12 protein-coding genes are annotated in these 15,278 nt (G+C 46.3%); 1 reads left to right on the top strand and 11 read right to left on the bottom strand.

Annotated features, from left to right (window positions below):
• Positions 1 to 44: 44 nt before the first annotated feature.
• From PCH02S_RS28000 to PCH02S_RS28040, 9 genes are all read right to left on the bottom strand, one after another.
• Entirely contained in the window at positions 45 to 521 is a 477-nt protein-coding gene (locus PCH02S_RS28000) for a DinB family protein (protein ID WP_127457411.1), read from the bottom strand.
• Between the two features lie 128 nt (positions 522 to 649).
• Positions 650 to 1,483: a carbohydrate ABC transporter permease gene (locus tag PCH02S_RS28005; RefSeq protein ID WP_127457396.1), complete on the bottom strand. Its 834-nt coding sequence runs from the start codon at positions 1,481 to 1,483 to the stop codon at positions 650 to 652.
• 19 nt (positions 1,484 to 1,502) lie between these two features.
• The gene (locus tag PCH02S_RS28010; protein ID WP_407670137.1) at positions 1,503 to 2,390 is read right to left on the bottom strand and encodes a carbohydrate ABC transporter permease; all 888 of its coding nucleotides are present in this window, start codon (positions 2,388 to 2,390) and stop codon (positions 1,503 to 1,505) included.
• Positions 2,391 to 2,477: 87 nt separating this feature from the next.
• Complete coding sequence (locus PCH02S_RS28015; RefSeq protein WP_127457398.1) at positions 2,478 to 3,920, bottom strand: ABC transporter substrate-binding protein; 1,443 nt, start codon at positions 3,918 to 3,920, stop codon at positions 2,478 to 2,480.
• A 239-nt stretch (positions 3,921 to 4,159) separates the two neighbouring features.
• The gene (locus tag PCH02S_RS28020) at positions 4,160 to 5,266 is read right to left on the bottom strand and encodes a GntR family transcriptional regulator (RefSeq protein ID WP_127457399.1); all 1,107 of its coding nucleotides are present in this window, start codon (positions 5,264 to 5,266) and stop codon (positions 4,160 to 4,162) included.
• Positions 5,267 to 5,385: 119 nt separating this feature from the next.
• The gene (locus PCH02S_RS28025) at positions 5,386 to 5,946 is read right to left on the bottom strand and encodes an NAD(P)H-dependent oxidoreductase (RefSeq protein WP_127457400.1); all 561 of its coding nucleotides are present in this window, start codon (positions 5,944 to 5,946) and stop codon (positions 5,386 to 5,388) included.
• Between the two features lie 61 nt (positions 5,947 to 6,007).
• Positions 6,008 to 7,702, bottom strand: a complete 1,695-nt coding sequence (locus PCH02S_RS28030; RefSeq protein WP_127457412.1) for a DHA2 family efflux MFS transporter permease subunit — start codon at positions 7,700 to 7,702, stop codon at positions 6,008 to 6,010.
• Positions 7,703 to 8,011: 309 nt separating this feature from the next.
• On the bottom strand, positions 8,012 to 8,383 hold the full coding sequence (locus PCH02S_RS28035; RefSeq protein ID WP_127457401.1) for a Rieske (2Fe-2S) protein: 372 nt from the start codon (positions 8,381 to 8,383) through the stop codon (positions 8,012 to 8,014).
• Positions 8,384 to 8,385: 2 nt separating this feature from the next.
• A complete protein-coding gene (locus PCH02S_RS28040) occupies positions 8,386 to 9,516 on the bottom strand; it encodes an amidohydrolase family protein (protein ID WP_127457402.1) in 1,131 nt (376 codons plus the stop codon).
• Between the two features lie 156 nt (positions 9,517 to 9,672).
• On the opposite strand from PCH02S_RS28040, the gene PCH02S_RS28045 reads away from it, so the two are divergent.
• Positions 9,673 to 10,554 (top strand): helix-turn-helix transcriptional regulator, encoded by an 882-nt coding sequence (locus tag PCH02S_RS28045; RefSeq protein ID WP_164819768.1) that lies wholly within the window; start codon positions 9,673 to 9,675, stop codon positions 10,552 to 10,554.
• 114 nt (positions 10,555 to 10,668) lie between these two features.
• Here PCH02S_RS28045 and PCH02S_RS28050 read toward each other — a convergent pair whose 3' ends face one another.
• Entirely contained in the window at positions 10,669 to 11,817 is a 1,149-nt protein-coding gene (locus tag PCH02S_RS28050) for a response regulator (RefSeq protein ID WP_127457404.1), read from the bottom strand.
• Positions 11,818 to 11,820: 3 nt separating this feature from the next.
• Entirely contained in the window at positions 11,821 to 14,901 is a 3,081-nt protein-coding gene (locus PCH02S_RS28055) for a hybrid sensor histidine kinase/response regulator (RefSeq protein ID WP_127457405.1), read from the bottom strand.
• Positions 14,902 to 15,278: the final 377 nt, after the last annotated feature.

The raw sequence follows: 15,278 nt of genomic DNA on the forward strand, positions 1-15,278 counted from the left end.
GTTCAATGCCGTCGAGTCTTCGTTTATTTGACTTCCTCATCGGCCTAGGGACCGTACATTCCCGGCACCGGAATATCGAGAAGCCGCAAATAAACGCCGAGCTGCGCCCGGTGGTGAACCATGTGGCTTATTCCGAAGGTCCGAAGCGCAATCGCCCGTGGTTGGCGCAGGATGATATGGTCGCCGTTCCGCAAGGTCCATTCCGCACCGAGCGTCAACTCGTCACATTCGGCTAACAGATTCTCAAGCTTGACGACGTTCGCGTCGAATTCCTCCAGCATGTCATCGCGTCTTTCCAAAGGTTCGCGCCGAAGCGGAACGGTCGAAAGATCGAATTCTGGGTAAAGAAAAATAGCCACTTGCCAGTTCAGCAGATTGATCAGGTGCGTGGCCAGCCCGCTTACTGTCATCGATTTTACATGAGGCTTCCACGCCATATGCTCCTCGGGCAAACGCTCCAGGATGAGGCGCGTAGTGGCCAGCTCATGCATGAAGTCTCCGACAATCAATCGTTTCATCATAGATTCCCTCTCCTTCATTTGCTCGCTGCGTCTGATAATTTCCAGTCCGTGAAGGGGAAGCTGTGTTATCCTCTCCAATGAGTTCCTGGATCGCTCCGACCTTAATTGAAGCATGGTAACCATTCACCCTACCCTTTAGTCCCGCCCTGAAGGCCAAAACCTTTGGACATAAATTGCTGAGAGAGAATATACATGATAACGGACGGAATGGCATAGAGCGTAGAAAACGCTGCTAATTTGCCATAACTCACCATGCCGTACTGCCCAAAGAATTGATATAACTTGAGCGCTGCCGGGAACTTCTCAGGCGTACTCAAGAGAATGTAGGGAACGAAAAAGTTCCCCCAGCTGCCGGAGAAGGTAAAGATAGCAACCGTGCATATGCCCGGAATCATCAATGGAGTGACGATCCTGCGGATGCCTGCTAGAATGGACGCACCGTCCACCCATGCCGCTTCTTCCAACTCGTTCGGTACGGAATCCATGAAATTTTTGAGCATCCAGATGCCATACGGCATGGCCGAGGCGACTTTAAAAAGAATGACACCGAAAATATTGTCATAAAGCTTTAAAGTCAAAAACAACTGATACACTGGGACCATAACGGCTGTGATCGGCAGTGAGGTCATGAATAAGATGGTCAACATGAACGGCTTTTTATACTTCAATTGATATCTGGAAAGTGGATAAGCCGCTAGCAGACCTATTATAACGACAATCAAAGCTTGACCGACCGAAATGAAGAGTCCTATTAGAAATGCGCGCTGGTTCGCGCGACTAGTGATCACATCGATATAGTTGCCTGCTGTCAAAGAGCTGGGAACCTTGAGCGATTGCATGGCATTAGGATCCACGGAGGCAACTAGCACCCATAAGAGTGGTAGCAGGAAACAAATGCCGATAAAGGTGAGGGCTGCGTAGGGCAAGGTGCGATAAACGACTTTACGGTAGATCTCAGTCATACCAACTCTCCTTGTGGTTTTACTCTTTTAAAGTGCGGATATAGAACAAACTCAACACAATACCCAGAAGCAAGAGTAATAATGAAATGGCCGTGCCGTAACCGAGCTGATAGTTAATGAAGGCCTGGTTGTACATAAAGATAGGTAAGGTCGTCGTTGCCGTGCCTGGACCCCCGCCGGTCATCGCATAGATGAGGCCAAATACGCCCAGGGTCTGCAAAGTGACCAGCATCGCATTGGTAGTAATGGTGCCTTTAATATAAGGAAGGATAATGGAAGTTAAAATCTTCCAACGTGATGCTCCGTCGACAAGCGCCGCTTCCTCGATTTCTTTCGGAACATCGTCAAGTGCTGCTTGAAAGACAAGCATAGAGAAGGCTGTTCCATGCCAGACGTTGGCTAAAATAATCGTGAGCATCGGAACGGTGTATAGCCATGTGACCGTGGGAATGCCTAGTGTACTTAGAATGGCGTTTAACGTACCCTCGTCGCCGAAAAAGCTGTAAAGACATAATGCGCAGACAATTTCAGGTGTGACCCAACCGGCGAGAACGACAGTTCCAATCACACGGCGGAACGTTTTATTTTTACGTTTCATCAAGATTGCGATTAGAAATCCCAGCACTTGTTGACCGATGACAGCTGAGCCGATTAGGAAAATTAACGTGTTCCAGATACTGACTCGTACGGTTGGATCCGCAAACATGCGGACATAGTTGTCAAAACCAACAAATTTCAGCTGTTTGGCCGATTCTCCGGTCAATGCCAAGTTCGTAAATGAGTAGAAAAACGTTAGCAAGATCGGATAAATGAAGAAAACCAGCATAACGGCCAACGAAGGAAATAAAAAATACAACCATGTGTACGTCTTTCTAGAGGTTATCGGGATTGCCGAACTGCTCATCATAGTTCTCTCCTTTCTCCCTGGATGTAGGGCAAACCAAGCTTGCCCTGACCCCCGTCTGAAATAGGGCGCCAGGGCAAGGTGTTGCCATTACTTCACGCTGACTTTATCCTCTCCAACAATACGGGTTACGTCTTGCTGATACTTCTTCATCGCATCGGCAGGTGAGGTGCCTGTCGCTACAGACTCAACCATAGCCTGAATTTGTGTGGATACTTCTGGATATTTATCACGAGCAGGTCGGAACTCTGCATTTTTCAAATAATCCGTAGCAATGGCATTAAACGGCATTTGCGTATAACCCGGATCTTTGGCAACGTCGGCCCGAACCGTAATGTTACCGCTTGCAATTACAAGTTTCTGCGTGTTTTCTTTGTTAAGGGCATATTTGATGAAGTCCCAAGCCTCGTCTTTATGTTGAGCGTTAGCAGGAACAGACAGCGCCCACCCGCCAGCTAATGTAATGGTACCAGGAGCTTGACCTTTACTTGTCGGCATTGGAGCAAAGCCCAACACGTCTTTATACTCCGGCCATGGAGCTGCACCATTCGGCAGATAGTTGCCTGCAATCCAGGAACCGTCCAAGGAGATACCGAGTTTACCCTTTGGCAAATATTCACGAGCAGAGGAGTTGCCCGCTTGGCCGTTCAATACTTTGGAAAGAGGTGGGCCAAGTTTCTCTTTGTTAATGGTATCGACAAATGTAAGCGCATCCACAATACCTTGACTTTTAACGGTCCATTTTGAAGTCGCATCATCATAAAGTCTTTCGCCTGTTCCATAAAGCAGCATTTCGTAAGTTTGCATGGAAGTCGCTTCGCCAGTCGCTTTACCCATGTTCATCCAGAAAGGTACAACGTCCTTGGCTGCTTTTTCCTTGATTGTTCTTGCTGCGCTCAAGACTTCATCCCAAGTTTTTGGTTTCCAATCTTCAGGCAATCCGGCTTGTTTGAAAATTTGCTTGTTGTACCAGAGTCCCCGGGAGTCCGTGTTATACGGTACGCCGTAAATTTTACCGTCGGCGGCTGTTACCCCTTTTTTCATCGCTTCGATGAAGGAACCATTTGTCCAGTCGGCCCAGCTTTTTACTTTGTCATCCAGAGGAGATAAGAGGCCGGCGCTGGCATCGGAGTTTAACATGAAGGTGTCTTCTGTAACGATATCCGGTGCTGTGTCTTTGGATTTGAGGGCTAGCGCAATTTTCGCGAAGTAATCACCTTCAGAAGCCTGGATCGGCGTCTGCTTGATGATGACATCTTTGTTCGGATAGCTGGCAGCCGCATCTTTAAACCATTTGAAGAGCGTTCCGTTCTCACCAGTACCATCGTCTCTATATGTGATGGTGATGGTTTTTTTTGCAGCATCGGGTGCTTTCGTTTCCTTTGCTGCAGCTGTAGCTGCACTAGTTGCTGCCGGGGCCGTTGTACTGGCTGTGGTGTTTGTCGTTTCAGTCCCCTTCGAACAGCCGAATAACACAGTTGCACACAAGACACAGGTGGAGATGGATAACATTTTTTTATTGCTCCGATACATACTGTTACCTCCTCAGAAAAGTAAGAATAGTATGACACTTCCTGATACAAACAAGCCGGTAAATGTGTTTGTATACTAAGTATAATAATATGGGCAAATCTACCATGTCCACTACGATTTTGCGACATGCATGTACAAAATTTTGCTGTTTCGACGGTAGTAGACAGCGATAGAGAAATTAGAAAAACAAAAACCATGGAATTTGTATTCCACGGTTTCTCTGTTCATAAATTTACTTGCTATTCTTTCACAATCATTCTATGTTCGACAATTCTCTGTTCAGTGACAACTTCTCCATATAACTGCGAGACCAACAAGTCCACCGCTTCTTCGCCCATCCGTTTCTCATCTTGCCTAATGTGAGTGAAAATTGGTTTTCCCAAAAAATCGTTTAAGGAGTCAAAGCACACGATATCGTAGGTCTCCAACCTCTTTCCTTGTGAATCAATGGCTTGAGCCAACATGGTGGCGACCAAATATTCCGAAACAACAAATGCTTTTACATGGATGTTTTGTTCCAAAAAACTTTTGAGCGTCTCTAAATCCTCTGCCCATGAACCTGAACGGGTCCCTGTAATATTCGTTAAACAATAATCCTGATCCAACTTCAATCCTTCCCGGGTAAAAGCCAACGTATACCCCAAAAGCCTATCTTCCAGCGCTGACGTATTTTCGACCGGTGGAGATAGATAGCCGATGTTTTGATGGCCTTTCCCGATGAGATGAAGCGTAAGTTCTTCCGCTGCTTTTCTATTATCCGTATAAACGGAGCATACCGGAATGCCTTTCAAATACCGATCGACCAATACAACAGGAAACTTGTCCCAGACCAGACGAATGAGTTCCGCATTATAATGCGTGCCATGGACGGGGGTCACGATTAATCCCTTGACACCTAATCTGACAAAAAGTTGGATCGCCTGCTCTTCATCCTCTTTGCTGCCGCCAGTCCTCTTGATGATTAAATCGCACCCATGCCGCGCGCTCTGCTTTTCCATGGATTGAAGAAGCTTCAACCCATATTCATCCGAAAAGCCTGGAATAATTAATCCAATGAGTGGTCTTTCTTGAGCAGGGATCTCCGCATTCGTTCTTTCCTCCGATTGGCGCATTTGCTCCAAACTCGAAGTATAACCATTCGCCACAAACGACCCTTTTCCCTGGATACGTTTGATAACACCCGCTTCTGCCAACCTTTCGAGCGCCTTTTTAGAAGTAATGCGGCTAACACCAAATTGTTCGGCCAATTCTTTTTCGGATGAAACACGATCCCCAGTCTTTAATTTCCCCTGTTGAATCTCATGCACGATATGCATATACAACTGTTTGTATAAATGCGTCTCCATCTTATTCACCCTAACGCTTTATGTTGATATATTTAATATATCATTTCAGGGATGAATATCAATTCTAATCTATTATCCAACGGTCAATGAAAAAAAACAGCTGAACATCATCAGCTGCCTTATCTGGAAAGATTCTCCCTACCGGTTAAAAAGATTTTGGTCATATTAGCCACGCGTGTACCTAAAGATTCGCCTAATAAGATCCCCTTGTCATAAAGTGCATGACTAAGCTCATCATCGGTATCTTCATCAGGAGAGGTAACCCCTATTCCATAATAACTGCCGTAAAAAGCATTCCCTGGAATACTAGCCGGTAATCCGACAACCATCATGCCTTGATGTAACATCGGTGTTATCAAATTAAGTAGAGTCGCCTCGATGCCACCATGTACGGTTGCTGTTGTACAGAATACTGCACCGATTTTATCAACTAGATTTCCTTCCGCCCATAACGAACCGAGCCTATCTATCCAAGCTTTTAAGCCGGAACTAATGGTGCCAAAGTGTCCGGGGCATCCCCAGATAATTGCATCCATCTGAGCAAGATCCCTTACATTTGCGTTATTGACATGATGGATAAAAACCTCTGTCCCTTCCACATTTTTAGCGCCTTTAGCAATAGATCGAGCAAGCTTTTCTGTATGCCCAACCTCGCTATCGTAAACGATATAAATCTTCATCGTATTCCCTCCTACATACAGTAGTTTTGTCCCTATTTCCCATAGCCCATCTCTTAAAAACTTAAAGCTGGTCTGACTCTTCTTTCAGTTTTTTTAGCGCATCTCGATAGGCTTTATCGTCAATGACAACCGCATCACTCGCATCCTTCTCATTTCCCTTTAACCCGTGAAGAGCCTTCCTGTAATCACTATCGTTAAAAAACATATCTTTTTTTGCAGATTGAGATTTGTTTGAAAAACCTTTTATTGCATTACGAAATTCATTATCAGCAGCCGTGTGCTGAGCCGCATATTTAATTTCTCCAACTCGTTCTGTTGGTTTATATGCAGGCGTTATTTCACTTTCCTGTAGTGATGGAACTTCATCAGTACCTTGTTTTACTTTTTTGATAAAGAAGGACAGCACCAGACCGACAACACCAATGGCAACAATAACAAGATAGGCATCGTTAATTCCTTCTATGGTTGCATTTGTTATCATTTGAGCCTGTGTTGCACCCGCAGCTGCTCCACCATTAGCCATCATATCCTGAAGATGCGTTTTTGTTCGATCGCTCATGACAGTTACAAGCAGAGAGGTACCGATAGCTCCCGCTACTTGACGCATGGTATTTGAGATTGCTGTCCCATGAGGATTCAATCGTGGTGGCAATTGATTCAAACCTGCGGTTTGAATTGGCATTAATAATAAAGCCATGCCAATTCGCCGTGCAGTAGACATGAGCACCAAATAGGTGTAAGTCGTTGAGTCTGTTAATTCGACAAAACCAAGCGTTGTTCCAATCGTAATGAGCAATCCAATGATTGCCAACCATTTTGCACCAAATCGATCGAACATTTTACCGGTTACAGGCATGAGAAAACCCATCACGAGAGCTCCAGGAAGCAACAAAAGTCCGGACTCCAGAGCGGTATATCCTCGTGCATTTTGTAAATAAAGCGGCAGCAGCATCATATCTGCATACATAATCATGGTCACTGCGATACCGATGATCGTTGTCAAGGAAAACATACTGTAACTGAATGCCCGCAAATCGAGCAGAGGAGTCTTAGATGTCAACTGAAGCCAGGAGAAAATAATAAGCGAAACAACACCAACAGCAATTGTTCCAAGAACCTCCGTACTCGACCAACCCAAGCTTCCCGCTCTGCTAAAGCCATACAGCAGGGAGCCAAATCCAATGGTAGAGAAAGTGACGCTAAGTATATCGAAGCGAGCGTTGATTCGTTGGGATACATTTTTCAAAAAAATGAACCCGCAGGCGATAACAATAACAGCAAATGGAATCATGCCATAAAACATGACCTCCCATTTGTAGTGTTCCAAAATATAACCCGCTAGTGTAGGTCCAATGGCTGGAGCAAAAATGATGGCAAGTCCCATCATGCCCATTGCGGCCCCTCTTTTTTCGGGCTCGAATAGCGTTAAAATAACCATTGAGAGGAGGGGCATAACAATGCCTGCACCAGCTGCTTGAATCATTCGGCCCGTAAGGAGAGTTGGGAAGTCGACTGCAATTGCAGCAACTACAGTACCGAGAAGGAAAATGATCATCGAAGCCTGAAACAGCTGTCTTGTACTGAATCGCTGCATGAGGTACGCCGTAATGGGGATCAGCACGCCGTTAACCAACAGGTAACCGGTTGTCAGCCATTGGGCGGTTGTGGCCGTAATACCAAAGTCCTTCATGAGTTCGGGGGTTGCAACACTCATAACCGTTTGATTCAATGTGGCCAAGAAGGCCCCCAAAATCATAACAAACAAAATAGGCCCTTTTCTGATTGAACTGCTTGCTGTTTCCTTATTTGCAACACTCAATGCTATCGATCCTCTCCAGATACTTTAAATTAACTGCCATATAAAATTTTGATATTAGTATGTTAAGAACGGCAGGTTTGTATCCAAACGCAGGTTCAAAACATCTATACCCCCTAGCTCAAAAAGATCAACTTCCGTTTATCATTTTGTAAGGTCGCGAAACTGCTACTTAAAGTAAAAACCTTATCCGAACAAAAGACCTGCAAACAGTCTTCCCGTTCTCGGATAAGGTTTTCATTAGATCTGCTACATCTCGATGTATACGTTTCCCTGCTCTACCGACAAGTCAAACGTTTCTACGAAAACCTCGTAAGTTTTCGTGCGGACTTTATGATCGACAACAAGAGCACCGGTTTTAATGTCAAATTCCCAATGGTGCCAGGGACAACGAACGATCTCCCCTTCTTGTTCATATACAAATTGCCCGGGCAACGGCGATGTGACCCATGATGTAACCGGTCCTTTGCATAAACTCGCCCCCTGATGTGGACAGTAATTAAGAATGGCATGAAGTTTCCCGGATACTTTATAAATGCCTACGCTTCGCCCTTTTACATCAACAATTTTGGGTTCGCCGTCTAGGAATTCATCCCATGTTCCTACATAATGTTGCGCCATCGCTACTCCTCCGTTCTGTCCGGCATAGGTATCGGCAGACCATAATACCTGGCAGCATTATTGTAAAAGACATTATCTGTCGTTTCTTTGTCCATTTTTGGGAAAACGAGTTTCGGCGAGTCGAAATCCCAGTGCGGATAATCGCTGCAGAAGAGCAGCCGTTCCTTCGCGTGCATAGCCTCGAACAACGTATCGAACGTTTGACGGTTCGGCGTTTCCTCAATCGGTTGGGAGCCGATGTACATGTTGGTGAGCAAATATTCGCTAGGCTTCTTCTTCACCCATGGCGTCTGCTCGCGCAGCGCTTTCCAATCCTGGTCGAGACGCCACAAGTAAGGAGCGACCCAGAAGACGCCTCCTTCAATAAAAGCCACCTGCAGCTCAGGAAATATTTCGAATACGCCTTCAAAGACAAAGCTGGCCATATGGGCCATGTAAGCTTGGGTACGTGCCGCGCGGTATTCAATATAGTAAGATGGATAACCGACATTCGTAGCGGGCGCGTTCATCCCATCGCCTATAGCTCCTACATGCATAGTGAAATTGATGCCGTGCTTCAAGCAAGCCTCATAGATCGGATGATACATTTTATTTCCGTAAGGATGAGGCGAACCCGACGGAACATACGCCTGAACCATTCCGGGATGGGAGCCGAGCCGTTCGATTTCCCGAACCGATGCCGCTACATCGTGAATCGGCAGATAGATGGAGCCTCTGAATCGGGGCTCCTTCTCGAGCCAATGCTCAATCGTATAGTCATTGAAAGCGGAGCACAACGCAGCCGAGTAATACGTATCAGCCGTGTTCGTGGCCGCTATAAATTCACCGGTCAAAATCCCGTAGCGGATATCGAATGGATTCAAAAGCTGCTCGACCATGAAATCCAGATCCGAACCGGCTGGACCGCCGTTTGGAGGGAAAGAATCGGCTCTTTTTCCGATACTGCCTCCGTTCAGCGTACCCGGCCCCCCGCCAAGACTCGGTCCCCACAGTTCAATACGCTCTCTGTATTTTCGCGGCAAATAAGGGAACAGCTGCTTGATGTCCTGAAACGTATGATGGATATCGCTATCAATAACGCCAATCCCTTTGCGCTGCTTTGTCTTCTTGGGCGTCGCCTCTATTAAACTCATGATTTCATCTCCCCATCTTTTTTACCTCCCTATCATAAAACCTGAACGGCCCGCCCGAAAATGGTAATTCGCAATTTCAGTTTGGCATTTTGTAAGGTCAATGCTATACTTTACCCTACTGTCAACAGACTGATTTCAGGAAGTGGGGACGAAGACATGGGCAAACGGCAGCATCCTGACGAATATGAAGAATCACGCAATTATGTCGTAGATGAGTTGGCCTTGAACGGCGGCTTATGGCCAGTCCGGATGGGACGTCTCAAAGCAGGCCCGAATTATCGCTTCCCGCAGCGTATGATCGATTATTACGCATTGCATTTTGTTATAAACGGAAAGGTTCGTCATCGCTTTGGAGATCAGCACATCGAGTTAACTAAGGGCGATGTTTTTTGCGCATATCCAGGTGTCGTATACCACCATTTCATTGTTCAATCCGACCAGCCGTTGGAAATGATTTGGGTTTCCATCGATGGCGGTCAAACAGCGCTGCTGCTCGAGAAAGCCGGCTTCCGTCCGGCTGCCCCTTATATTCCGGGTGTGATCGGGAAAGAACTCGAAACATCGCTCGTTCATCTATTCAGTCAACAGGAGGATAACAGCAGTCGGCGCCAAGTCGATTTGATTGCGGCGATCTACCGCATATTCGGACTTATGATCCCGCAAAAAAACACCGACGAACCCGATGTAGGTCCTGCTAGCTGGATTCCCCGAAGCATTGAATATATGAATATGCATTATACCGAAAATATTAATGTGCAAGACGTCGCTGCATATATTTCAGTTCACCGGGCTTACTTCTCCAAAATATTCGCCGAGCAGATCGGAATGACGCCTATTCAGTATTTGCAAAAACTCCGTATGGAAAGGGCGCTTCAACTTCTGCAGCAAACGCGGCATTCGATCTCGGAAATCGCAATGACGCTCGGTTATCCCGATTTATATTCTTTCAGCCGGGCGTTTGGCAAACATTACGCAGCTTCTCCGAGTAAAGTGCGCGAAAATGCAAAGTCCGGCGGTTTGCTTTTTCATCCTGATTGACGGTATTGATTACAGCACAAAAAAACACGAAGCCAGTGGCTCGTGTTTTTGGTATAACACTTCTTCTAAATCAGCCCAGATATTTGCAAAATCCTCTGAATCATTGTAGCAACCTCAGCCCTGGTCGGCGTTGCCGCTGTACAGCTCGGTAAATAATCGAACCGTGGATTTTAATGGAAGAGTTCCTAGTTCATCTTGCAGTAGCTTCGTAAATCGTTCATAATGCTTCATCATAGACAAACGGTCCCCCAGCTTCGCGTACACCAGCAGTACCCTTTCATTGACATCGTCAAGATACGGATTTTGGCGAAGGGCGCTGTGCAAACATTGTGCCGCCGCACGGAACTCATTTACAGATAGATAGTAATCCGACATTCGTCTCATTAACTCAATATAATCGCTTTTATATTTCTCCTGCGCTTCCTGAGCCCAAACAAAACCATCTTCCTCCATATAATTCCCTTTGTAAAGGTTTGCGATCTTCTCGAATTCTCCGATAGTATCTGGAGTTATGACCATTTCACTGCCAGCAACCTGCTCAAATCCGGCAGCATCACATTCAACACCGCGTATCTCCAAACGATAGCAGTTGTTATGAAACTCCAACTTATAGTTGTCGCCGGCGCTCGCTATTTTTTTCCTTATGCTATAGATACAGGTGTGCAAAAATGCGGTAACTTGCTCCAAATTTGCATTAGGCCAAATATCCTCCAGAATTTTTTCTTTCGTAATTAACGTATTCCGGTGATGAACAAGATACGCCATCAATTCGCGTTCCTTGGATGTTCTCCATTTTACCGGAGACGCTGTTTCCGCTTTCTCATTGCGCATCCATTCAAAGCGGCCAAAACAGATAAATGTGGACTTGCTTGTTTGCCCCACATTCTCTTGCTTAGCGGCGCTTTGTTTTGACATGGTCCGCGCAATAGTTTTCCTTAAGCGTTCTACAGTGGTTGGTTTCAGCACATAATCGATGGCATTCAGCTCAAAAGCCTCGACGGCATAATGATGATAAGCCGTCACAAATACCACGTCGATCCCGGGGTCAATCGCCATGATGTGTTCAGCGGCTTCAATCCCGTTCAAGCCAGGCATTTCAATATCCAAAAACACGACATCCATGCGCTCCTGCAATAACCTACTTATCGCTTCGCCCGGTTTCGTAAACGTCCCGACAATCTCGATGTTGCCGATCGTGATCAACAATTTTTCAAGCAAATCCAGTGCGGGCTGCTCATCGTCGATTAATATTGCGCGCAGCATAAGTCACCTCATCCCCATCGAATTCGGAATGCGAATCATAACTTCCGTACCTTCTCCAGACACACTATCGATCTTTAGACCCGTTCCGTAGAGTGTCCTTAAGCGCCCTTCGATATTGGCGAGTCCAACTCCTCTCGTTCCGCTTTTTCCTTGGAACAAAGATGCTTTCGTTTCATCTGAAATTCCTGGTCCATTATCCGATACGACAATAACGAGACAGTCTCGGTCCGCCTTCATGGAAATTCGCACGACTCCCCCTTCCGGCAATTTCATCACGCCGTGCCGAATGGCATTCTCCACAATCGGTTGAATAATAAGCGGCGGAATACGGCAGCGAATGTCCTCGTCGATGTCATAGATGACTTGCAGGCGCTGACCAAAGCGGGCTTTTTCGATGAACAGATAAGACTCTATGAGTTCCAGCTCTTTTTGGATCGAGACGAGTTGTTCCCGGTTTTGGAAATCGAAGCTGCTTCTCAAGTACAAGCTCAATTCAACAAGTAAATCCTGAGCTTTGCTTACGTCTGTATGACTTACCGAAATTACCGTATTGAGCGTGTTAAACAGGAAGTGGGGCTTAATTTGGGCCCTTAAAAAAGCCATCTCGCTATGAATTAAATCGCTAACTGATTTCTTCAATTCAAGCAGTGTCCGGATGCGAGCTTTTAATTCGCCAGCCTCGATCGGTTTGCCTAGAAAATCGTTCGCACCTGAGTCAAAAGCCGTCACCATGTCCTCCGGACGATTTCTAGCCGTTAGCAGCAGTACCGGGAGTTCCGACAATGAGTATCGTTTGCGAATATTCCGGCACACTTCATAGCCTGACATTCCGGGCATCATCAAATCGATAATCGCCAAGTCGATACGCCTGTTCATCTCAATCTCGCGAATCGCATCCATCCCGCTGGAAACAGCAATGACCGTATATTTCTCTACGGACAATAGATTGAGCAGCACCTGTCTATTGGCAGCATCGTCATCGGCAATCAGGATCGTATAGATGCTTTCCCCTTCCAATCGAATCTTGTTCGAAGACGCTATTTGGGGCGCAGCCAACTCCTGCAAAGCATTCGTCCAATTCACTCCCGGATCGGACAGTTTCTCGTCTTCCCGATTTGCGGATGGCACTGTAAAGGTAAATACGGTCCCTTTTCCCTGTTGGGATTCCACCCAAATGCTGCCTCCGTGCAATTCCACCAATCGCTTGGTAACGCTGAGTCCGAGCCCCATTCCGCCGTACTCCATCGCAACCGCCTTCCCCGCCTGCTCAAACGATTCGAAGATGACTTCCAGCTTATCTTGCGGAATGCCGATGCCGGTATCCGATACGGAAATCACCAGCCAACCATCATTCTCCCTCGCGGATACGGCAATCTGACCTGAATCCGTAAACTTAAGCGCATTACCGACCAGATTGTTCAGAATTTGGACGAGCCTGTCTTCATCCACATAAACATAGTGACGATCGTTCAGAAAATCAACGAATTGCACCGGTTTGTCCCCTGCCATATGGCGAAACATCTCAAAAATAAGGCGAACAATCGGTTGCAAAGCTACTGCTTTCCGCTTCAAAACAAGCTCTCCATTCTTCAATTTGGAGAAATCAAGCAAATCGCCTAACAGGTTGGCCATCCTCCTGCCGGTATCTTTGATCATGGCGACATTCGTCTTCTGATGCGGCGACATTGGACCTGCCGCGCCTTCAAGCAGCGATCCGGCAATATTGATGATGGCGTGAAGTGGCGTTTTCAATTCATGGGATGTATTGGCCAGAAATTCATCCTTCAATCGGTCCATATATCGGAGCCGCTCTGAAAGAGTCTCCACTTTCTTGAACGTATTCACAAACTGTTTTGACAGAAACAACCCTTGGGCAACGGCAAAACTTATCCAAGCGGCAGTCTGAAGGGACAGGACGGATACAATCCCCAAAATGTCCAATGCGGAAGCGACTTCAATGATTAGAAGCGACAACGCGCTGATCAGCATCAACAACGAGCCTTCCCTCCGTCGCATCATGCCGGCAGACATTCCATAAGCGACGTATAGGATCTCGAAAAATGCCAGCACCAGTCCCACACTGCCCATTTTACTGAAGACCGGTGCGGGTGTAAGCAAAATAAGCAGAAATCTCACGACAAGAGTCAATCCGAACCCTTTCATGACGACTTTCTTAAATAATCCCGGAAAAGCTTGCATGGCGTAGAGCAGGAGAAATAATTCGGATGCTGCACCGGAGATCGTTTGTATTTTCAAAAAGAGCTCAAAGGGAATCCCCGGCGCAAACATCGCCGCAATTTTCTCTCCGTGAGTCGCCAAATATACGCAGACCGCTATACAGCACAAACCAAAATAGAGCCAGGAACGCTCTCGTCCTCTCATCAAAAAGAGACCAATGAAATAAGCGCCGATTAACAAAAAGCAGGATGTGGCTAATAAATCCTCCACCACCGCAAACTCCCGCATGGACAAAATGTCTCCCTGATACCCTAAATATATCGGATGGGTGATGCCTCCCTGAAAGTACTGAAAATTAGCTACTTGAACGATGATGTCAGCACGGTTTCCGTCAATTTGCAAAAATTGAACGTAAGGTGTATTGACGGAAAACGTCGTCTGCCTGTTCGTCCCTGGAATGCCCCCGGAACCGATCTCCCTGCCATTTACAAACAGTTTGTGGGCTGTTTTAATGTTAATCTGCCTGATTCCGTAGATCTGCCCGGAGGCGCCCTGCAAATTAACATGCAGCCGGAATGTCGCATATCCATTCGAAGAACCGCTCAAGCCCCCGACCGCATACTTCTCCCAACTATCTGGCACGTGAACGAACCCCGTCATATCCGGCAATTTGCCGTTATGTCTTAGCGGGTCGAAATCGTCCGGAGTGAGCAATTGATTTCGGTAATATTCCCATTCCCCATCCAGGCGGGTAGACCCGTTATCGGCAAAATTCCATTGCGTTAAATCCAATTCGCCTTTTACTGCCTTCGGATAAATCGGGGTAGCCCCAAATTTAATGAATAACCCAACGAAACCGATAATGATACAAATAATCGTTATTGTGACCTTGCCATTTTTAAGCATCCACTTCGCCTTTTTTGTCAAATGTTATAATAGAAGAGTATTCGACAAAAATTTACAAATCCCTTTGATAATCGAGCCGTTGTTTGACGAGTAGGCTACCATTAAATGCTTGATCACGAAAATAAGGTTGAGCTTTCGCTTAACTCAAGACATATAAATTCTTTTGAAAAGGGCCTATTTCAATGAAATAGTGCCCAGTAGTTCCTCGTTGAGGAGAAAGGAATCATTGGAGGAGTTAATTTCCCTCCGTAGTTTAGATTGTTAAGCGAATTTTGGCGGTGAAGAACACCCAACCCCAGCTACAAATTCAGCGTTACTGAGATATTTGGCGGAGGAGGCATCCTCTTAGGAGAGGTAAGCTGGCTGGCCACTTAGAG

The sequence above is a fragment of the Paenibacillus chondroitinus NBRC 15376 genome (genome assembly GCF_004000765.1).
In the GTDB taxonomy this organism is placed as follows: Bacteria; Bacillota; Bacilli; order Paenibacillales; family NBRC-103111; genus Paenibacillus_E; species Paenibacillus_E chondroitinus.